The organism is Streptomyces sp. NBC_00190 (assembly GCF_036203305.1).
Classification (GTDB): domain Bacteria; phylum Actinomycetota; class Actinomycetes; order Streptomycetales; family Streptomycetaceae; genus Streptomyces.
In genome coordinates, this window is record NZ_CP108131.1 from 6095958 (window position 1) to 6116210 (window position 20253).

The following is a 20253-nucleotide window of genomic DNA, read 5'->3' on the forward strand; positions in this document are numbered from 1 at the left end:
TCACTCTAGGACCTGTCCCGGTTCCCGCAGGCGGAAGCGTTGCAGTTTGCCCGTCGCCGTGCGGGGGAGGGCGGGGAGGAAGACGAAGGAGCGCGGGCACTTGTGGGGGGCCAGCTCGGACCGCATGAAGGTGCGCAGGTCCTCCTCCGTGAGCACCGCACCGTCACGCGTGACGGTGTACGCCACCACGACCTGCCCGCGTCGCTCGTCCGGTCGGCCCACCACCGCCGCCTCCAGCACGTCGGGGTGACGCAGCAGGGCCTCTTCCACCTCCGGGCCCGCGATGTTGTAGCCCGCCGAGATGATCATGTCGTCGGCGCGGGCGACGTAGCGGAAGTACCCCTCCGGGTCGCGGACGTAGGTGTCGCCCGTCAGGTTCCAGCCGCCTTGTACGTACTCCCCCTGCCGGGGATCGGCCAGGTAGCGGCAGCCCACCGGGCCCCGTACCGCCAGCAGCCCCGGCTCGTCGTCCGCGACCGGCCGGCCGTAGGGGTCCACCACGCGTGCCTGCCAGCCCGGGACCACCCGGCCGGTCGTACCCGGCCGGATGTCCTCGTCGGCGGCGGAGATGAAGATGTGCAGCAGTTCGGTCGCCCCGATGCCGTTGATGATGCGCAGGCCGGTGCGCTCGTACCAGGCCTGCCAGGTGGCGGCGGGCAGGTTCTCCCCGGCGGAGACGCAGCGGCGCAGCGCGGAGAGATCGTGGGTGCCCACGTCGTACGGGCCGAGCGCGTCCAGCATCGCCCGGTACGCGGTGGGCGCCGTGAACAGCACCGTCACCCGGTGCTCGGCGAGCGCGGGCAGCAGGTGGCGCGGCCCGGCCTCCTCCAGCAGCAGCGCGGACGCCCCGGCCCGCAGCGGGAAGACGACCAGCCCGCCGAGGCCGAAGGTGAACCCGAGCGGCGGGCTGCCCGCGAAGACGTCGTCGGGGCGGGGGCGCAGAACGCGGCGGGAGAAGGTGTCCGCGACGGCGAGCAGGTCGCGGTGGAAGTGCATGCAGCCCTTCGGCCGTCCGGTGGTCCCGGAGGTGAAGGCGATCAGGGCGACGTCGTCGCAGGAGGTCGGGGCGGCGGGGAACGGTCTGCCCGCGTGCCGCTCGGCGAGGCGCAGCAGATCGTCCGGGGCCTCGCCGCCGTACGCGGTGATCCGCAGCCCCGGCACCTCCGCCTTGACCAGGTCGTCCAGCACGTCCGCGTGGCACAGGGCGTGGCCCACCCGCGCCATCGCGCAGACCGTGGCCAGCTCCTGGGCGCGCTGCTGGGGCAGTACGGTCACCGCCACCGCGCCCGCCTTGACCACCGCGAGCCAGCAGGCGGCGAGCCAGGGGCCGGTGGGCCCGCGCAGCAGCACCCGGTTGCCGGGGACGACGCCGAGATCGACAGTGAGCACGTGGGCGAGGCGGTCCACGCGCTCGCGCAGGCCGCCGTACGTCCACACCTCGCCCGCGCCGCTGCGCAGGGCGGGGCGGTCGGCGCCGCCCGCCCCGAACCGGGCGATGGTGGCGTCGAGCAGTTCGGCCGCGCAGTTCAGGCGGTCCGGGTAGGCCAGTTCGGGCAGCTCGAAGAGGAGTTCCGGCCAGGTGTCGGCGGGCGGCAGATGGTCGCGGGCGAAGGTGTCGGCGTGAGCGGAAGGCTTGAGCTCCAAGGCGGGTGCGCCCCCTTGCGACGTCCGGATTTTGGGTGGAGCCGGCCGTGCGGTACCACACGAGCGTATCGTGATGGTGACGGCAGTCAACAGGACGCGATAGAAGCGGGGATGTTCGGATGACCGGATTCGCGCTCGGGGTGGACCAGGAGGAATGGTGCGCGCACTTGCGCGCGCTGTCGGCCGACCGGCTGCGGCCGCTGGCCGAGAAGGGCGAGCCGGGGCGGATCAATCGGCCGCTGCTGGCGGAGCTTGGTGAACTGGGTCTGCTGGAACGGGTGTTCACCTCCGGCGCGCTGGAACTGTGCCTGCTGCGGGAATCCCTCGCGTACGGCTGCACGGAGGCCGAGACGGCGCTCGCGCTCCAAGGACTGGGGGCGTACCCGGTCCTGCGGGCGGGGAGTGAGGCGCAGCGCGCGCGCTGGCTGCCCGGGGTGCGCGCCGGGCGGGCGGTGGCCGCCTTCGCGCTGAGCGAGCCGGGGGCGGGCTCGGACGCGGCGGCACTGGCACTGGAGGCGGCCCCCGATCCCGGGGGCGCGGCCGGGGGCCGGAGCCGGGGCGGCTGGCGGCTCAGCGGGGAGAAGTGCTGGATCTCCAACGCCCCGGAGGCGGATTTCTACACGGTGTTCGCCCGGACGGGCGAAGGGCCGGGCGCCAAGGGGGTGTCGGCCTTCCTGGTCCCGGCGGACCGGCCCGGGCTCACCGGCGAGGCGCTCGACATGCTGTCCCCGCACCCGATCGGCTCCCTGACCTTCGACGGCGTCCCCGTCGGCCCCGAGGACCTGCTCGGCGAGCCCGGGCGCGGATTCCGGGTCGCGATGGACACGCTGAACCTCTTCCGGCCGAGCGTCGGGGCGTTCGCGGTCGGCATGGCCCGGGCCGCGCTCGACGCGACGCTCGCGTACACGGCGGGCCGGACCGCCTTCGGCGGCGTGCTCGGCGACCTGCAGGCGGTGGCCCACCGGGTGGCGGAGATGGCCACGCGCACCGAGGCCGCACGGCTCCTCGTCTACGCGGCGGCGGGGGCGTACGACAGCGGCTCGCCGGACGTCCCGCGGCGCGCGGCCATGGCGAAGCTCCTCGCCACGGAGACGGCCCAGTACGTCGTGGACCACGCGGTCCAGCTCCACGGAGCCGTCGCCTTGCGACGGGGCCACCTGCTCGAACACCTCTACCGGGAGGTGCGGGCCCCGAGGATCTACGAGGGCGCGAGCGAGGTCCAGCGCACCATCATCGCGAAGGAGATGTACCGGGCGGTGGCGCCGCGATGAGCCTGGAGCGGATCAACCCGGCCGAGCTGTCGCCGCCGACGGGCTTCTCGCACGCGGTGGCGGCGACCGGCTCCCGGCTGGTGTTCCTGGCGGGCCAGACCGCGCTGGACCCAGCGGGCAAGGTGGTGGGCGAGACCCTGCCCGAGCAGTTCGAACGGGCCCTGGCCAACCTGCTGACCGCCCTCGCGGAGTCCGGCGGCGCGCCGGCCGACCTGGCGCGCGTGACCGTCTACGCGGTGGACGTGCCGGCGTACCGGGACTGCGCCGCCGAACTCGGGCGGATCTGGCGGCGGCTGGCGGGCCGCGACTATCCGGCGATGGCCGTCATCGGCGTGGTCCGCCTCTGGGACGAACAGGCGATGGTCGAACTCGACGGCGTCGCGGTCCTGCCGTAGCCGCACACACGGCTAGCCGCACATACGGCTAGCCGCGCAACCGGCTATCCGCGCGTGCGGCGGCGGTACTCGTCCGTGCGGACGCCGCCCACGCCCCAGTCCTCCAGGGCGACTTCGTCGATGAGGACGAACGTGGTGGCCGGGTCCTTGTCGAGGACCCGGACCAGCAGGTCGGTGACCCCGGCGATGATCTCGGCCTTCTGGGCCGGGGTGGCACCCTCACGGGTGATCTTGACGTTGACGTACGGCACGGTGGCAGGTCCTTCCTGGTCGGCGGGGGAGAGGCGGGGGATCAGGCGCGGCCGGTGACGTGGCCGCCGTCCACGCGCAGGGCGTGGCCGGTGACGAACGCGGCGCCCGCGAGGTAGAGCACCGCCTCGGAGATCTCGGAGACCTCGCCGACCCGGTCCAGCAGGGCGAGACCGCCGAAGGAGTCCACGTCGGAGTCCGCGTGCAGCGGCGTACGGACGATGCCGGGCGCGACGAGGTTGACGCGGATGCCGTCGGCCGCGAGCTCGGCGGACAGGCTCGTGGTCAGCCCGTGCACACCGGCCTTGCTGACCACCGGAGCGGAGGCCGGGAAGCCGGCCAGCCCGTGGTCCACGAGGACGGTGCCGATGTTGACGATGCTGCCGCCCTCGCCCTGGGCGCGCAGCGCCCGCACCACGGCCTGGGTGGTGAGGTAGGTGCCCTTGAGGTTGCCGGTCAGGAAGCCGTCGAGCTCTTCCTCGGTGACCTCGGTGAAGGGCTTGGAGGCGAAGGTGCCGGCGTTGTTGACCAGGACGTCGATCCGGCCGAAGTGGTCGATCGCGGTGCGGACGAGTGACTCGCCGGTCCGGGGATCGGCGATGGCGCCCGCGACCCAGGCGGTCCGCTCCGGACGGCCGAGGCCGGCCGCCGCCTTGGCGAGGCGCTCGGGGTCCCGGCCGTTCAGGACGACGTTGGCGCCGCTCGCCAGGAAGGCGCGGGCGATGTCGAGGCCGATGCCGCTGGAGGAGCCGGTGATCAATGCGGTGCTGGTGTTCATGGTTCATGCGCCTTTCGTGGCGGTGGGTTCGTCCGGTGACACCAGAAACGTACGAACCCTCAACGCATAACACCACGACGGAGATTGGAGCATGTGATAATCCCAGGTTATGGATGTGGATCTGCGTGACCTGGAGCTCCTCGCCGCCACCGCCGAGGCCGGCTCGCTGACCGCCGCCGCCGAGCGGCTCTACGTCAGCCAGCCGGCCCTCAGCCAGCGGCTCACCCGGCTGGAGGCCCGCCTCGGCATGCCCCTCTTCGACCGCAAGGGCCGCCGCCTGATCCCCAACGCCGCGGGCCGCCGGCTGCTGGTGGCCGCCCGCCACGTCCTCGGCGAACTGGAGTCGGCCTCCCGTGACCTGCGCGAGCTGCGCGACGGCCGGGACCGGCGGGTCCGCTTCACAGCGCAGTGCAGCACCACCTTCCCGTGGCTGCCGCCCGTCCTTCGCGCGTTCCGCGCGCGCGAACCGGACATCGACGTGCGCATCGAGACCGTCGCCGACGACGCGCCGATCCCGGCGCTGCTCGCCGACCTGGTCGACGTCGCGCTGGTCACCAAACCGGACCTGCAGATGGAGCGGGTGTCCCTGACCAGGCTGTTCGAGGACGAGATGGTGGCCGTGGTGCCCGCCGGACACCCGTGGGCCTCCCGCGCGCACCTGACCGCCCGCGACTTCGACGGCGCCGACCTCGTCCTCTACGACTTCTACGACCCCAAGCGCATCCCGTCGATGCCGCTGCCGATCCCCACCGGAGCCCGCCCGGCCAGGATCACCACCATGCCGGTGGTGACCGACCTGGTCGTCGAGATGGTGGCGGGCGGCCAGGGCGTGACGGTGCTGCCCAACTGGGTGGCCGCCCCGTACGCGTCCTCCCACGGCCTGGCGCTGGTCCGCATCGGCGCCAGGCCGCTGACCCGCACATGGTTCTGCGCCACCCGCCCCGGCCCGCGCCCGCCCCACGTGGACGCCTTCGTCGAGGAGCTCACCAGCAGCCTCACCGCCCCCGTGAGCGGCTAGGTTTGTTGTCCGGACAAAGGCGTCTTGTCCGGGTCAGCCCTCCAGCAGGCGGCCCATCCACTCCTCGATGCCCGCCACCGTGCGCGGCAGGGCGCCCGACATCAGGCGTGCGCCGTCCGCCGTGACGACCAGGTCGTCCTCGATGCGGACCCCGATGCCGCGCAGCTCCGGCGGCAGGGTCTCGTCGTCCGGCTGGAGGTACAGGCCCGGCTCCACCGTCAGGACCTGGCCCTCCTCCAGGACCCCCTCCAGGTAGGTCTCCGCCCGCGCCTTCGCGCAGTCGTGGACGTCCAGGCCCAGCATGTGGCCGCTGCTGCACAGCGTGTACCGCCGGTGCAGGTCGCCCTCCGCGTTCTTCAGGACGCCCCACTCCGCCAGACCGTCCGCGATCACCCGCATTCCGGCCCGGTGGAAGTCCCCGAAGCTCGCCCCCGGCCGCAGGGCCGCCATGCCCGCCTCCTGGGCGGCCAGGACCAGTTCGTACACCTGCCGCTGGACGGGGGAGAAGCGGCCCGACAGCGGGAGGGTGCGCGTGATGTCCGCCGTGTACAGGGTGTCCGTCTCCACGCCCGCGTCCAGGAGCAGCAGTTCGTCCCCGTTCAGCCGGCCGTCGTTGCGGATCCAGTGCAGGGCGCACGCGTGCGCGCCCGCCGCCGCGATCGTCTCGTACCCGGTGCCGTTGCCCTCGGCCCGCGCGCGCAGGCCGAAGACCCCCTCGATCCACCGCTCCCCGCGCGGATGCGCCAGCGCGCGCGGCAGCGCCCGTACGACGTCCTCGAAGCCCGCCGTCGTGTGGTCGACGGCCAGCTGGAGCTGCTCCACCTCCCACGCGTCCTTCACCAGGCGCAACTCCGAGAGGGCGGCGGCCAGTTCCGCGTCGGTGGTCGCGTCCCGGCCTGCCGGTGACCCGAGCTGGTCCAGGTGGGCGCAGCGGATGCCGGTGAGGCGTTCCGCCTCGGCCAGGTCCGGCCGGCGGCCCACCCAGAACTCCCCGTACCGGCGGTCGCGATAGAACTCCCCGCTGCCGTCCCCCCGGGCCGACCGCGGCCGCAGGTACAGCACAGCCTCGTGCGCGTGCGGGCCCGAGGGCTCCATGACCAGCACGTGGCCCGCCTGGTCCTCGCCCGCCAGGGCGGTCAGCCAGGCGTACGCGCTGTGCGGGCGGAAGCGGTAGTCGCAGTCGTTGGAGCGGACCTTCAGCCCGCCGGCCGGGATGATCAGCCGCTCGCCGGGGAAGCGGGCCGAGAGCCGCGCCCGGCGGGCGGGGGTGACGGCGTGGCCGGGGACGCGGGCGGACTCGGGCAGGGGGGAAGCGGCCCAATTGCCCGCCATGTACCGGGACAACTCATCTGATACCGGCAGATCGTGGCTGCCCGTGTTGAGGCGGGAGGGGGTGTCGGTCACGGGGGGCTCCCTCAAGAAGACGCGAACTGATGGGCGCACAGGTCTTGTCAGTGCAATTTCACATTACTATGTTACAGCTCACATCGCGGCACGTTAATCCCCGTCAAACGCCGCGTGACGCAGAGCAGTTGAACTCGCTCAGGGCATTTCACACGCACCACCCCCCACGTCACCCTCTCCATCAGGAGTTCTCGGTGTTCAAGCACAGAGCAGTGCGTTCTTCCCTCCTCGCCTCCGCCGTCGCGGTCACCCTTCTCGCCACCGCGGGCCAGGCCGCCACGCAGGCAGCGGAGTCCGGAGCCCCGGCGGCGTTCACCGGCGCCCGGTCCGCCACCCCGGCCCCCGGCCCCGTAGGGAACCCGTTCGACGAGGTCGACCACCTCGCCGACGCGCCCAAGACCGACTCCTCGCCCGCCCCGGCCCCGGGCGGGCAGGCCATCGCCGGGCAGGTCCCCGGCGCCGCGACGGCCGCCACCGCCACCGCCACGGCCGAGCGGGTCGAGAAGAGCGGCAAGGCGGCCGCCCAGTCCGCTCCCACCGCGCAGTGGGGGCACCTCCCAGCGGTAGCTGGGGGAGTCGCCGCGGGCGTGCCCTGCACCCTCGACGGGATCACGAACCTCTCCCCGGAGCAGTTCGCCGACTTCCTCGCCGATCAGGCCGTCCTCGCCGACGGCTGTCTGCGCGGTCTCATCTGGACGTGGGACGCCCGCCTGGCCCCCGTGATGTCCGACGCGCACGTCCAGGCCGTGTCCCGCCGGATATCCGGCCTGGCCGCCGCCCACGACGGCCGCAACTCCTCCCACCTGGAGGAGATGTTCACCTACCTGCACGCGGTCGCGTACCACGACTACTCGCGCACCGAGATCGACGTCACCGACCCGCCGACCGTGGACGCCATGCGCCAGGCCATCGCCGCCTTCGGCGACGCCGCGCACACCTTCGACGTCACGGCCTCCAACGCCCGGACCCTGCGCGAGGCCCTCTACGCCGGCAGCGCGCCGGGCCTGCGCCAGCACCAGCTGGGCCTCATCAAGAAGGTCCTGGCCACCATGGACCCGGCCCACCCGGCCACCCACCTGGACGCGGGCTGGGCGGGCGCGGCGCTCGCCGGCCTCTCCGTCAACTACCTCGGCGTCTACGACGGCAACCACGACACCGCCTTCCAGGCGGCGGTGGCGGCCGACCCCGCGTACCGGGCGGTCTTCAAGGGCTTCTCGGGCTACACCCACCTCAAGGGCACCGGCAACGCCTGGGTGGTGCGCGACGCGCTCGGCGAGTACGGCCGCTTCGGCCAGATCCCGGCCCTCAAGGACCAGATCGTCGCCGACATCGGCGCCCTGCTGGAGCCGGTGAAGTCCACCTTCGGCACCGAGCCGTGGGCCAAGCTCGTGTCCTGGCTCAACTACTACCAGGCGTGCAAGCAGTACGGGGTCTGCAAGGAGGACATCGAGAAGCAGCTCTTCCCTTACACCTACACCTACGACAACGGCGGCATCAAGGTCCGCACCGCCCTCGACCGGGCCACCGTCGACCAGCTCTACTACGCGAGCAAGCAGGTCAAGACCCAGTACCACCGGGTCCTCGGCACCGACCAGCCGCTCGCCGGCGACCCCAACACCACGCTGAACATCGTGCTCTACGCCTCCCGCGCGGACTACGAGAACTACCACCCGATCCTGACCGGCTACGGCACCAACAACGGCGGCATCTACATCGAGAACGGCGCCACCTTCTACACGTACCAGCGCCGCGTCCCCCAGGACTCCTCCCTCACCCTCGAAGAGCTCTTCCGCCACGAGTACACGCACTACCTCAACGGCCGCTTCGCCGTCCCCGGCTTCTTCGGCCAGGGCCCCTGGTACGAGGGCGACCGCACGACCGCGATGGACGAGGGCACGGCCGAGTTCTTCGACGGTGCCACCCGCGACAACGGCATCGCCGTCCGCAAGTCCCTGGTCAAGAGCATCATCAGCGACACGTCCGGCGGCGGCCCGCGCATGAGCGTCGAGCAGCTGCTGAACGCCACCTACGACGGCGACGGCTTCCGCTTCTACAGCTACGCGGGCACCTTCTTCGAGTTCCTGTGGACCGAGAAGCCCACCCTGCTGCGCGAGATGTACACCCACCTGCGCAACAACGACGTGGCCGCGTACGACGCCTGGCGCCACCGGATGGGAGCCGACACCTACCTCCAGCGCGATTACGACCGCTTCCTGGACGCGCAGATCGCCAAGGTGGACCAGCTGTTCGTGCCGAACACCTCCTTCACCCCGAACGACCAGCTGCGCGACTCGGCGCTGGCGTCGGTGAAGTCGGCCTTCGCCACGGCCACGTACAACACCCCGGACTGCGTGGAGAACGGCGACCCCGGCAAGCGCCGCTTCACCTGTACGGGCCGGATCACCGCGAACCTGAAGAACTGGCGCAGCGACGACCAGAACTTCAAGGACATGTCCGAGACGGTCGACTACTTCATCCTCGACCGCGCCGGCGCGGCGTCCAACAACCTCGCCGACATGAACTGCTCCTTCGGTCCGCTGGAGATCTGGAGCAACAAGACGGCGGGCTCGTCGAGTTACAGCTGTGAGGGCCCGCTCCGCAGCTGACCCGTCCCGGACCGGTCCCGCATCCCGCGGGACCGGTCTGGGCAGCCACTAAGGAATGTGACATATTACTGCCGTGCTCAAGAGACACCCACTGGACGCCGTGATCATCGGCGCCGGCGTCGTCGGAGCGGCGTGCGCGTACTACGCGGCCCGCGCCGGACTTTCCGTGGCCGTGGTCGACCGCGGCCCCGTCGCGGGCGGCACGACGGGCGCCGGCGAAGGCAACCTGCTCGTCTCCGACAAGGAGGCGGGACCGGAGCTCGACCTGGCCCTGCTCTCCACCGGCCTGTGGACCGAACTGGCCGGCGTCCTCCCCCAGGAGATCGAGTACGAGGCCAAGGGCGGCCTCGTCGTCGCCCCGAACCAGGCTGCGCTGGAGGCCTTGCGGAGCTTCGCGGAAGGCCAGCGCAAGGCCGGGGTCGACGCGGTCGAGGCGGGGGCCGACGACCTGCGCACCCTGGAGCCCCATCTGGCCCGGGGCCTCGCGGGAGGATTCCTGTACCCGCAGGACGCGCAGGTGCAGCCGGCCCAGGCGGCGGCCCGCCTGCTGGCCGCGTCGGGCGCCGAGGTCCACCTCGGCGAGGAGGTGACCGGGATCCTGCGGTCCGGCGAGGCGGTCCGCGGCGTCCGCACCACCCGGCGCGAACTCCTGGCTCCGGCCGTGGTGAACGCGGCGGGGACCTGGGGCGGCCGCGTCGCGGACCTCGCGGGCGTGAGCCTGCCGGTCCTTCCGCGCCGCGGCTTCGTCCTGGTCACCGAACCGCTGCCCCGCGTGGTCCGCCACAAGGTCTACGCGGCCGACTACATCGCGGACGTCGCGAGCGGCTCCGCGGCCCTGCAGTCCTCGGCGGTGGTCGAGGGCACCCCGTCGGGCCCGGTCCTCATCGGCGCCACCCGCGAACGGGTCGGCTTCGACCGGACCCTCTCCACCGAGGCCCTGCGCCGCCTCGCCGCTCAGGCGGCGGCGCTCTTCCCCGTCCTGGCCGACGTCCGGGTCCTGCGCACCTACCACGGCTTCCGCCCGTACCTCCCGGACCACCTACCGGCGATCGGCCCCGACCCCCGCCGCCCCGGACTGCTGCACGCCTGCGGCCACGAGGGCGCGGGCATCGGCCTGGCCCCGGCGACGGGCCTACTGATCGCCGCCGCCCTCACCGGAACCGAACCTGTTCTGGACGCGACCCCCTTCCGCCCGGAACGCTTCGGCGAGTCACCCGACGCCGGGGACGGGGACGGGCCGGGGTGACGTCCGGGACGTAAAACATGATTTGTCGGCACAAAACATGCCCGCGCAGGCCGATCGCACCGGCGCCATAAATCATGCAGTCCCGGACGGCACCCCGGCCCGGCCCCCACCCGCCCTCGCCCCGCCCCCGACACCCCCCGAGGAGGACCCCCACATGCGCAGCCCCCGCTCACTGGTCGGCGGCAGCCCCGCGTCGCAGTACACGGTCGACTTCGACGGCCGCGCACTGCCCGCGCAGGAGGGCCAGTCCATCGCCGCCGTCCTCTGGTCCGCCGGGATCCTCGCCTGGCGCACCACCCGCGACGGCGGCGCCCCGCGCGGCGCCTTCTGCGGGATCGGCAGCTGCTACGACTGCCTCGTCACCGTCAACGGCCGCCCCAACCAGCGCGCCTGCCTCGTCCCCGCCCAGGAGGGCGACACCGTGACCACCCAGGAGGGAACCGGCCATGCCGAGCTCGCCGTCTGACCGACCGGCGGCCGATCCGGCAGATCCGGCCGGCCCGGCCGCCGCCGCCGACCTGGCCGTCGTCGGCGCGGGTCCGGCCGGCCTCGCCGCCGCCGTCACCGCCGCCGGCCTCGGCCTGCGCGTCACCGTCCTCGACACGGGCGAGCGCCCCGGCGGCCAGTTCTACCGCCACCCCGCCCCGGGCCTGGGCGCGGCCCGCCCCGAGGCCCTCCACCACGCCTGGCCAGACTTCGCCACCCGCGAAGCCGCCCTGCGCGCCCATGTGTCGGCGGGCCGCATCACGTACCTCCCGGGCCACCACGTGTGGACGGTGGTGGCCCGGCAGACGGCGTGGACCCTGCACGCCGTGGCCGGAGACGAGGGCGCCGCCGCCACCGTCACGGCCCGGGCCGTCCTCCTCGCCACCGGCGCGTACGAACGCCAACTCCCCTTCCCCGGCTGGACGCTGCCCGGCGTGGTCGGGGCCGGCGGCGCCCAGGCCATGCTCAAGGCGGGCCTCGTCCTGCCCGGCAGGCGGATCGTCGTCGCCGGCAGCGGCCCGCTGCTCCTCGCCGTGGCCGGCTCCCTGGCCGCCGCCGGAGCCTCCGTCCCCGCCGTGGTGGAGGCGTCGGCGTACACCGCGTACGCGGGGAAGGCCGCGGCCCTGCTCCGCAACCCCGCCAAGCTCGCCGAAGGCGCGACGTACGGAGGCGCGTTGCTCAGGCACCGCATCCGCCTGCTCACCCGGCATGCCGTGACGGAGGCGCACGGCACCGACCGGGTCGAGGCCGTCACCGTGGCCCGGCTCGACCGCGACTGGCGCCCGCTGCCCGGCACCGCCCGCCGGATCCCCTGCGACGCCCTCGCCGTCGGCCACGGCCTGGTACCCCAGCTGGAACTCGCCACCGGCCTCGGCTGCGCCACCCGCCGCAGCCCCGACGGCACCGTCGCCCTGGACCTCGCCGCCGACGGCCGCACCTCCGTCCCCGGCGTCTGGTCCGCGGGCGAGACCGGCGGCATCGGCGGTGCCGGGCTCGCGATCACCGAGGGGGAGATCGCGGCCCACGCGATCGCCGGCCGGTCCGTGCCCACCGCCCTGACCCGCCGCCGCTCGCGGCTGCGCGCCTTCGCCGACGCGATGGCCGCCGCCCACCGCCCGGGCCCCCGCTGGACCGGCTGGCTGCGGGACGACGCCGTCGTGTGCCGCTGCGAGGAGGTGCCGGCCGGCCGGATCCGCGAGGCCGCCGAAGACCTCGGCGCACGGGACGCCCGTACCGTCAAACTCCTCACCCGGGCGGGCATGGGCTGGTGCCAGGGCCGGATGTGCGGCCCGGCCGTCGCCGCCCTCGCCGGCGGGTCCGCCGCGTCCACGGACGCGGCGCCCGACCGGCGGCCGCTGTCCTGCCCGGTCCCGCTGCGCCATCTCGCGGGCCTTCCCGCCGACCTTCCCGCCGAGCATTCCGCCGAACTTCCCGGCGCGGACGGCTGATCAGGTCGGCCCGGCCCCTTGTGGCCGCCTCACACCCACTAGTAAAATGTCACACACCACACTAGGGAGTCACCTCATGAACCACGCGCCCACCCCCGCGCCCCGCACGGACACCCGCCCCTGGCACGGAATCATGGTCGCCACCGCGCTGCCCCTGCGCGAGGACCTCACCGTCGACTACGACGCCTACGCCGAGCACGTGGCCTGGCTGATCGAGGGCGGCTGCGACGGTGTGGTCCCCAACGGCTCCCTCGGGGAGTACCAGACCCTGACCGACGAGGAGCGGGCCCGCGTCGTCCGTACCGCCGTCGAGGCGGCCGGCGACGGCGCCCGCGTCATGCCCGGCGTCGCCGCCTACGGCAGCGCCGAAGCCCGCCGCTGGGCCGACCAGGCGGCAGAGGCGGGCGCCGGCTCCGTGCTCCTGCTGCCCCCCAACGCCTACCGCGCCGACGAGGAAGCCGTACGCGCCCACTACGCGGAGGTCGCCCGCGCCGGGCTGCCCGTCGTCGCGTACAACAACCCCATCGACACCAAGGTGGACCTGACCCCGGCCCTGCTCGCCCGGCTTCACGCCGACGGCTCCGTCGTCGCCGTGAAGGAGTTCAGCGGTGACGTGCGGCGCGCGTACGAGATCGCCGAACTCGCCCCGGGCCTCGACCTGCTCATCGGCGCCGACGACGTCCTGCTCGAACTCGCCCTCGCCGGCGCCGTCGGCTGGATCGCCGGCTACCCCAACGCGCTCCCGCGGTCCTGCGCCACCCTGTACCGGGCCGCCGTCGAGGGTGACCTCGCCACCGCACTGCCGCTGTACAAGTCGCTGCACTCGCTGCTGCGCTGGGACTCCAAGACCGAGTTCGTCCAGGCCATCAAGCTCTCCATGGACCTGGCCGGCCGCCCCGGCGGCGCCACCCGCCCGCCGCGCTTCCCGCTCACCGGCGAGACCGAGGCCGCCGTCCGCGCCGCCACCGAGAAGGCCCTCGCCGAGGGCCTCAACTAACCAGCAGGGCTGGACCGACCCGCCAGAGGGGGCGCCTGATGCGCACGCGCAACATCTACCACGCCGTGGACTCGCACACCGAGGGCATGCCGACCCGGGTGATCACCGGGGGAGTCGGGGTGATCCCCGGCGCCACCATGGCCGACAAGCGGCTCCACTTCATCGAGCACCTGGACCACATCCGGACCCTGCTCATGTACGAGCCGCGCGGCCACGCCGCGATGAGCGGTGCCATCCTGCAGCCCCCCACCCGCCCCGACGCCGACTTCGGCGTCCTCTACATCGAGGTGTCGGGCCTGCTGCCCATGTGCGGGCACGGCACCATCGGGGTCGCCACCGTCTTGGTCGAGACCGGGATGGTGCCCGTCGTGGAGCCGGTCACCACCGTCCGGCTGGACACCCCGGCCGGGCTGGTGAGCGTGGACGTCCGGGTCGAGGACGGGGCGGCCACCGCGGTCACCCTGACCAACGTCGCCTCCTTCTGCGTCGGGCTCGACCTGAAGGCGGACGTGCCCGGCCTCGGCACGGTCACCTACGACCTCGCCTACGGCGGCAACTTCTACGCCTTCGTCGAACTCGACTCCCTCGGCATCCCCTTCGACCGCGCCCGCAAGGACGACCTGATCGCCGCCGGGCTCGCGATCATGGAGGCGGTCAACGGTTCCGGCGACCGGCCCGTCCACCCCGAGAACCCCTCCATCGCCGGGGTCAAGCACGTCTACCTCGCGGCCCCCGGCTCCGACGCCCGCCGGTCCCGGCACGCCATGGCCATCCACCCCGGCTGGTTCGACCGCTCGCCCTGCGGTACGGGCACCAGCGCACGCATGGCCCAGCTGCACGCCCGCGGATTCCTGGAGCTCGGCGCGGACTTCGTGAACGAGTCGTTCATCGGCACCGAGTTCACCGGCAGGCTGGTCGGCGAGACCACCGTCGGCGGACACCCCGCCGTCATCCCCACCGTCACCGGCCGGGCCTGGATCACCGGGACCGCCCAGTACTTCCTCGACCCGACCGACCCCTTCCCCGGAGGCTTCCTCCTGTGATCACCGTCCGAACGGTGGACTACCACACCGCCGGAGAGCCCTTCCGCATCGTCGACACGGCCGCCGCCGCCCACGGGGGCTTCCCGCCCGTCCCCGGGGACACCGTCGCCGAGCGCTGCGCCACCGCCATCGGCCCGGGGGGATCGGGGACGGCCCCGCGCCGGGGCGCACTGGACGACGTACGCCGCCTGCTGGTGCAGGAGCCGCGCGGGCACGCCGGAATGTACGGCGGGTTCGTCGTCCCGCCCGACGACGACGGCGCGCACTTCGGCGTGCTGTTCTGGCACAAGGACGGCTACTCCACCGCCTGCGGCCACGGCACCATGGCGCTCGGCGTCTGGGCCGTGGACGCCGGCCGGGTCGCCGCCCCGGACGACGGGGACGCGGCCGTGCGCATCGACGTGCCGTCCGGGCGGGTCACCGCCACCGTGCACCGGGACGGCGGCCGCACCACCGGGGTCACCTTCCGCAACGTCCCCGCCCGGGTGAGCGCCCGCAAGGTGCCGGTCGCCACCACGCTGGGGCTCGCCGAGGTGGACATCGCACACGCCGGGGCCTGTTACGCCTCCGTCGCCGCCCGCGACCTCGGCCTGGACGTGTCCCCGGCCTCGCTGCCCGACCTGGTGCGGGCCGGCCGGGAGATCCGCGCCGCGCTGGCCACCCACCCGGCCACCTGGCATCCCGGCGGGCCGCTGCTCTCCGGCGTCTACGGGGTGATCCTGTACGAGGAACTCCCCGATACTCCTTTCGGGCCCCATCAGCGCAACGTCACCGTCTTCGCCGACGGCCAGATCGACCGCTCGCCCTGCGGCTCCGGGACCTCGACGCGGCTCGCGCTGCTCGCGGAGGACGGGCGGCTCGCGGCGGGGGAGGACCTCGTCAACGAGTCGGTCACCGGCACGGTGTTCACCGGCCGGATCCTCCCGGGGGGCGTCACCGAGATCACGGGCACCGCGTACCGCACCGGTGAGCACGCCTTCACGCACGACCCGCACGACGCGCTCGGTACGGGCTTCCTGCTGTGAGGCGGCTGAGCGCCGACGACACGGCCGGGCTCCTGACCCCGGCCGCGGCCACCGACGCCCTGGCCGCCGCCCTGCTCGGGGGCCTCGACCCGGAGAGCTGCCCGCAGCGCACCAACATCCCCGTCCCCGACGGGGAGCTGCTGCTGATGCCCGCCGCCTCCGGGGCGTACGCCGGGGTGAAGATCGCCGGGGTCGCGCCCGGGAACCCGGCCCGGGGGCTGCCCCGGATCACCGGCTCCTACCTCCTGCTGGAGGGGCGCACCCTGCGCCCGCTGGCCCTGCTCGACGGCGCGGCCCTGACCGCCCTGCGCACCCCGGCGGTCTCCGCCCTCGCGCTGCGCCACCTGGCTCCGTCCGGGCGCCCGCTGCGGCTGGTGCTGTTCGGCTCCGGCCCGCAGGCGTACGGGCACCTGGAAGCGGCCCTGTCCGTAAGGGAGCTGGACCACGTCGTGGTGGTCGGCCGCAACCGGGAGGGCGCCGAGCGGCTCGCCGCGCACGCCCGCACCCTGGGCCTGACCGCCCGGACCGGCGCACCTGAGGACGTGGCCAACGCCGATCTGGTCATCTGCTGCACCACGGCCCGGGAACCGCTCTTCGACGGGCGTCTCGTCGGCCCGGGCGCCACGGTCGTCGCCGTCGGCTCGCACGAACCGACGGCCCGGGAGACCGACACCGCCCTCGTGCGGCGGGCCGCCGTGTACGTGGAGTCGCGCGCGGCGGCCCTGCGGGAGGCGGGGGACCTGCTGGTCCCGGAGGCCGAGGGGGCGATCGGGCCCGGCCACATCACCGGCACGCTCGCCGACCTCGTCGCCGGACGGATGCCGGCGGGCGGGCCGCAGAGTTGTCCACAGCTCTTCAAGAGTGTGGGCATGGCCTGGGAAGATCTGGCCGTGGCGGTCGCGTTGTTCGAGGCCGCCAGGGTGTGAGCAGCGAAACGTGACATTGTACGCTGTTCCTCTGCCATGGCTCGGAGGAAATGCAATGGGTGACCTGAAGCAGCACAGTCTCATCAAGGCCCAGGAACGGCTCCGCGACCAGGTCGGCCACGCCCTCCGAGCAGCCCTGATAGCGGGTGAACTGCGCCCGGGGAGCGTGTATTCGGCCCCCGGTCTCGCAGCCGAACTCGGTGTCTCGGCCACGCCCGTGCGCGAGGCCATGCTCGACCTGGCCCGCGAAGGCCTCGTCGAACCGGTCCGCAACAAGGGCTTTCGGATCACCGAGGTCAGCGAGCGCGACCTGGACCAGTACACCGAGCTGCGCACGATGATCGAGGTGCCGACCATCGGCCGGATCACCAAGATCGCCACGACCGAGCAGCTGGAAGCCCTGCGGCCGGTCGCGCAGGAGATCGTCACGAGCGCCCGCGAGCACAACCTCATCGGCTATCTGGAGGCGGACCGCCGCTTCCACCTCACGCTGCTCGGGCTCGCCGGCAACGACCGCCTCGTCGAGACGGTCGGCGACCTGCGCAAGCGGTCCCGGCTGTACGGGCTGACCGGCCTGGACGAGGCCGGAAAGCTGGTGTCTTCGGCGGAGGAGCACATCGAGCTGCTCGACCTGATGATCAGCGGGGACGCCGAGGCGGCCGAGGCCTGCATGGTCCGCCACCTCGGCCACGTCCGCTCCCTCTGGGCCCAGGGCCGCGACGAGCCGGTCGGCCGCACACCGGGAGGCCTCGGCTCCGGCGTGTAGCGCTGTGAACGGGAGGGGCGGAGTCGGGCTGCGGTCCCACCGCCGTGAGGGCGGCTCGGAGGCGGGGCCTGCGCCGGGCGGGTGGACCTCGTGATGCCTGCGGGTGACGGCTGCGAACGGAGGTTGATCCCGCCCGGAATCCGTCTACCAACACACAGTCCTGTACACCGAGTGATGGGTTGCACCGACTGTGTTGAAGACTGCATTTCGGATCGCTTCCGCCACCGTCCTGGTCACCGTCTCGTTGGCGTTCGGCTCACCCGCCGGCGCCGCGGCGGATCCGTACCCGGGCACCCCGCAGCAGATCCGTGACACCGGCCCCTGTGGCCCGACCGGCGGCTACCGTGCGTCGGAGTGGCTGCAGACCACGACGGACCCCACTATCCAGCCGGAGGTGGACCTCGCCGCGGTGCGTGAGGCCTGGTACTGGCGGCACGACGGGAACACGCTGTGGCGGGGCGACACGCGGACCCCTCAAACGATCTTCGCCAGCGGCTTCGAGCCGCGGGGCATGAACCTCATCCCGCTGTCGCAGTGGATCATCGGGGGCGCCCAACAGCCGGACGCCGCGCACGTGAGCACCACGTGTGAGCGGTGGGTGGCGCAGGAATTCGCCACGGGGAGCGGGGACGGCTGGGTGTACGCGATCCAGGCTCCCGGCGGGATCGACATCAACGCCACCGCACGGCAGACCGGCCTCGTGTCGACCTTCCTGTGGAACAAGGAGATCGACTTCCCCGGCGGCATCGAAGCCAGGTTCATCGAGGGGGCCTGCAAGTACCACTTCGTCGGCCGGGACCCGCAGACGAACGACCGCATCTACCGGAACCTCGGCTGTGTGACGAACCCCGACTTCCGTCCGGTCCCGAGCAAGCACAAGGAGAGGGAGAAGGAGAAGGAGACGGCCGGTTCGCGGCACTGAGCTGATCCCAGGCGGGAGCGGGTGCCGCTCCGGCCGTACGACGTGACGCGCGGCGCCAGGTGGTGACGGGATGACGACCCCGGGCCGCCTGGCGCTGCGCGGCGTCGGGCGGTCGCCGCACATGGGCCGCCCGGAAGCCCCAACTCGACTCCGGGTGCCCGATTTTGGATACGGCTGGATAACGGGGGGCTCAACCTCTTGTCAGTGCAATTTCACATTACTATGTTACCGGTCACATCATAGAGCGCGGCCCTTCACTGGAGTGACCCATGACCAAGCGCACCCAACTCGCCCTCGCCACCGCCCTGGTGGCCGCTCTCGCACTCGGCGCCTCGGGCTGCTCCGGCACCGCGAAGAAGGGCAAGGGCGGCGCCTCCGCCGAGAACCCCGCCGCCGCGAACGACGGCAAGATGCTCGGCGGCACTCCGGTCAAGGGCGGCACCCTCACCGTCCTGTCCAACCAGGACTTCGCCCACCTCGACCCGGCCCGCAACTGGGTCATGCCGACCATGGACTTCGGCACCCGGCTGCTCTACCGCACCCTGGTGACCTTCAAGGCCGAGCCGGGCAAGGGCGGCAGCGAGCTGGTCCCCGACCTCGCCACCGACCTCGGAACCCCCTCCAACGGCGGCCGTACCTGGACCTTCACCCTCAAGGAGGGCCTGAAGTACGAGGACGGCTCGCCGATCAAGGCCCAGGACGTCAAGTACAACGTCGAGCGCTCCTTCGCCCCCGACCTCACCGGCGGCCCCGACTACGCGGCCCAGTACCTGGCCGGCGGCGAGGGCTACAAGGGCCCGCTCCAGGGGCAGCACCTCGACTCCGTCAAGACCCCCGACGACCGTACGATCGTCTTCGAACTCAAGCGGCCCGTCGCGGAGTTCTCCCAGACCGCCACGCTCCCCACGTTCGCGCCCGTCCCGCAGGCCCAGGAGAAGGGCACCCAGTACGACGCCCGCCCGTTCTCCTCCGGCCCGTACAAGATCGAGTCGTACGACCGCGACAAGAAGCTCGTGCTCGTCCGCAACGAGCACTGGGACCCGAAGACCGACACCGTCCGCAAGGCCTACCCGGACAAGTTCGTGGTCGTCATGGGCCTCAAGGGCGGCCAGATCGACGACCGCATCATCGCCGGCGAGGGCGCCGACGCCTCCGCCGTCGAGTACGCCAACATGCGCCCCGAGAGCGCCGCCAAGGTGCTGCCCAAGCCCGAGGTCAAGGCGCGCCTGCTCGCCGAGTCCCAGGGCTGTACGGTCATGCTCCACCTGAACAACTCCCGCGCCCCCTTCAACGACCCCAAGGTCCGCGAGGCCATGCAGTACGCCGTCGACAAGGAGGCCATCATCACCGCGGCCGGCGGGCCCGCCCTCAACGAGGTCGCCACCGCCTACCTGCCCCCGGCCCTCTCCGGCGGCAAGCAGGCCGACACCCTGAAGATCGCCCCGGCCGGCGACCCGGCCAAGGCCAAGGAGCTCCTCAAGGCCGCCGGCAAGGAGAACCTGAAGGTCTCCCTCGCGGTCTCCACCGGTGACAAGGGCAGGGCGGAGGCCATCCAGCAGGGCCTGTCCCGGGCCGGCATCCAGGTCGTCATCGACACCGTCGACCCCGGCGCGTACTACGACGTCATCGGCGACCTCTCCACGACCCCCGACATGACGTACACCGGCTGGTGCCCCGACTACCCCTCCGGCTCGACCTGGATGCCCTTCGTCTTCGACGGACGCACCATCAAGGACAAGGGGAACCAGGGCAACTACGCCCAGTTCCGCGACGAGGCCACCACGAAGCGGATCGACGAGATCAACGCGATGGCCGACGCGAAGCAGGCCAACCAGGCCTGGATCGACCTGGACGCGGAGATCATGAAGAAGTCCCCGTCCATCCCGATCCTCATGGAGCGCAAGCCGCTCCTCGTCGGCCCGAACATCGCGGGCGCCTACGGCCACCCCGTGTGGACCGGCACCGTCGACTACGGGAGCGTCGGCCTCAAGGACCCGTCGAAGAGCCAGGGCTGAGGACGCCGGGTCCC

The 20253-nt window shown here is 72.8% G+C and carries 18 protein-coding genes; 14 read left to right on the plus strand and 4 right to left on the minus strand.

Features of this window, described 5'->3' with window-relative positions; translation table 11 throughout:
- Entirely contained in the window at positions 1-1644 is a 1644-nt protein-coding gene (locus OG429_RS29015) for an AMP-binding protein (RefSeq protein WP_328928186.1), read from the minus strand.
- Positions 1645-1763: 119 nt separating this feature from the next.
- On the opposite strand from OG429_RS29015, the gene OG429_RS29020 reads away from it, so the two are divergent.
- Both OG429_RS29020 and OG429_RS29025 read left to right on the plus strand, forming a co-directional pair.
- On the plus strand, positions 1764-2915 hold the full coding sequence (locus OG429_RS29020; protein ID WP_328928187.1) for an acyl-CoA dehydrogenase family protein: 1152 nt from the start codon (positions 1764-1766) through the stop codon (positions 2913-2915).
- On the plus strand, positions 2912-3310 hold the full coding sequence (locus tag OG429_RS29025; protein WP_328928188.1) for a RidA family protein: 399 nt from the start codon (positions 2912-2914) through the stop codon (positions 3308-3310). Before OG429_RS29020 ends, OG429_RS29025 begins: the two co-directional genes overlap by 4 nt.
- A gap of 44 nt (positions 3311-3354) precedes the next feature.
- Here the strand turns inward: OG429_RS29025 and OG429_RS29030 are convergent, their stop codons facing one another.
- A complete protein-coding gene (locus tag OG429_RS29030) occupies positions 3355-3561 on the minus strand; it encodes a tautomerase family protein (RefSeq protein WP_328928189.1) in 207 nt (68 codons plus the stop codon).
- A 41-nt stretch (positions 3562-3602) separates the two neighbouring features.
- Positions 3603-4337 (minus strand): SDR family NAD(P)-dependent oxidoreductase, encoded by a 735-nt coding sequence (locus tag OG429_RS29035; RefSeq protein WP_328928190.1) that lies wholly within the window; start codon positions 4335-4337, stop codon positions 3603-3605.
- Between the two features lie 109 nt (positions 4338-4446).
- Here OG429_RS29035 and OG429_RS29040 point away from each other — a divergent pair, with 109 nt between their 5' ends.
- Positions 4447-5355 carry a LysR family transcriptional regulator gene (locus OG429_RS29040; RefSeq protein WP_328928191.1) on the plus strand — a complete coding sequence of 303 codons (909 nt, stop codon included), beginning with the start codon at positions 4447-4449 and terminating at the stop codon, positions 5353-5355.
- Between the two features lie 33 nt (positions 5356-5388).
- Here the strand turns inward: OG429_RS29040 and OG429_RS29045 are convergent, their stop codons facing one another.
- Entirely contained in the window at positions 5389-6759 is a 1371-nt protein-coding gene (locus OG429_RS29045) for an aminopeptidase P family protein (RefSeq protein WP_328928192.1), read from the minus strand.
- A gap of 194 nt (positions 6760-6953) precedes the next feature.
- Between OG429_RS29045 and OG429_RS29050 the strand changes: the two genes are divergently transcribed.
- From OG429_RS29050 to OG429_RS29100, 11 genes are all read left to right on the plus strand, one after another.
- Positions 6954-9365 carry a collagenase gene (locus tag OG429_RS29050; protein WP_328928193.1) on the plus strand — a complete coding sequence of 804 codons (2412 nt, stop codon included), beginning with the start codon at positions 6954-6956 and terminating at the stop codon, positions 9363-9365.
- A 73-nt stretch (positions 9366-9438) separates the two neighbouring features.
- Positions 9439-10611: an NAD(P)/FAD-dependent oxidoreductase gene (locus tag OG429_RS29055; protein ID WP_328928194.1), complete on the plus strand. Its 1173-nt coding sequence runs from the start codon at positions 9439-9441 to the stop codon at positions 10609-10611.
- A 154-nt stretch (positions 10612-10765) separates the two neighbouring features.
- Positions 10766-11077 (plus strand): (2Fe-2S)-binding protein, encoded by a 312-nt coding sequence (locus OG429_RS29060; RefSeq protein ID WP_328928195.1) that lies wholly within the window; start codon positions 10766-10768, stop codon positions 11075-11077.
- On the plus strand, positions 11058-12545 hold the full coding sequence (locus OG429_RS29065; RefSeq protein WP_328928196.1) for an FAD/NAD(P)-dependent oxidoreductase: 1488 nt from the start codon (positions 11058-11060) through the stop codon (positions 12543-12545). Before OG429_RS29060 ends, OG429_RS29065 begins: the two co-directional genes overlap by 20 nt.
- Positions 12546-12621: 76 nt before the next feature.
- On the plus strand, positions 12622-13542 hold the full coding sequence (locus OG429_RS29070) for a dihydrodipicolinate synthase family protein (protein WP_328928197.1): 921 nt from the start codon (positions 12622-12624) through the stop codon (positions 13540-13542).
- Positions 13543-13580: 38 nt separating this feature from the next.
- Complete coding sequence (locus OG429_RS29075) at positions 13581-14585, plus strand: proline racemase family protein (protein WP_328928198.1); 1005 nt, start codon at positions 13581-13583, stop codon at positions 14583-14585.
- On the plus strand, positions 14582-15610 hold the full coding sequence (locus OG429_RS29080; RefSeq protein WP_328928199.1) for a proline racemase family protein: 1029 nt from the start codon (positions 14582-14584) through the stop codon (positions 15608-15610). Before OG429_RS29075 ends, OG429_RS29080 begins: the two co-directional genes overlap by 4 nt.
- Positions 15607-16536 (plus strand): ornithine cyclodeaminase family protein, encoded by a 930-nt coding sequence (locus OG429_RS29085; RefSeq protein WP_328928200.1) that lies wholly within the window; start codon positions 15607-15609, stop codon positions 16534-16536. Before OG429_RS29080 ends, OG429_RS29085 begins: the two co-directional genes overlap by 4 nt.
- A 55-nt stretch (positions 16537-16591) precedes the next feature.
- Positions 16592-17302, plus strand: coding sequence for a GntR family transcriptional regulator (locus OG429_RS29090; RefSeq protein WP_328928201.1), 711 nt, complete (start codon positions 16592-16594; stop codon positions 17300-17302).
- A 190-nt stretch (positions 17303-17492) separates the two neighbouring features.
- A complete protein-coding gene (locus tag OG429_RS29095) occupies positions 17493-18224 on the plus strand; it encodes a scabin-related ADP-ribosyltransferase (RefSeq protein WP_405678040.1) in 732 nt (243 codons plus the stop codon).
- Between the two features lie 269 nt (positions 18225-18493).
- Entirely contained in the window at positions 18494-20239 is a 1746-nt protein-coding gene (locus OG429_RS29100) for an ABC transporter substrate-binding protein (protein ID WP_328928203.1), read from the plus strand.
- The last annotated feature ends 14 nt before the right edge of the window (positions 20240-20253 follow it).

Coding starts and splice junctions, on each gene's coding strand:
- OG429_RS29020 (WP_328928187.1), top strand. CDS start 1,764: ATGACCGGATTCGCGCTCGGGGTGGACCAGGAGGAATGGTGCGCGCAC.
- OG429_RS29025 (WP_328928188.1), top strand. CDS start 2,912: ATGAGCCTGGAGCGGATCAACCCGGCCGAGCTGTCGCCGCCGACGGGC.
- OG429_RS29035 (WP_328928190.1), bottom strand. CDS start 4,337: ATGAACACCAGCACCGCATTGATCACCGGCTCCTCCAGCGGCATCGGC.
- OG429_RS29040 (WP_328928191.1), top strand. CDS start 4,447: ATGGATGTGGATCTGCGTGACCTGGAGCTCCTCGCCGCCACCGCCGAG.
- OG429_RS29060 (WP_328928195.1), top strand. CDS start 10,766: ATGCGCAGCCCCCGCTCACTGGTCGGCGGCAGCCCCGCGTCGCAGTAC.
- OG429_RS29065 (WP_328928196.1), top strand. CDS start 11,058: ATGCCGAGCTCGCCGTCTGACCGACCGGCGGCCGATCCGGCAGATCCG.
- OG429_RS29070 (WP_328928197.1), top strand. CDS start 12,622: ATGAACCACGCGCCCACCCCCGCGCCCCGCACGGACACCCGCCCCTGG.
- OG429_RS29075 (WP_328928198.1), top strand. CDS start 13,581: ATGCGCACGCGCAACATCTACCACGCCGTGGACTCGCACACCGAGGGC.
- OG429_RS29090 (WP_328928201.1), top strand. CDS start 16,592: ATGGGTGACCTGAAGCAGCACAGTCTCATCAAGGCCCAGGAACGGCTC.
- OG429_RS29100 (WP_328928203.1), top strand. CDS start 18,494: ATGACCAAGCGCACCCAACTCGCCCTCGCCACCGCCCTGGTGGCCGCT.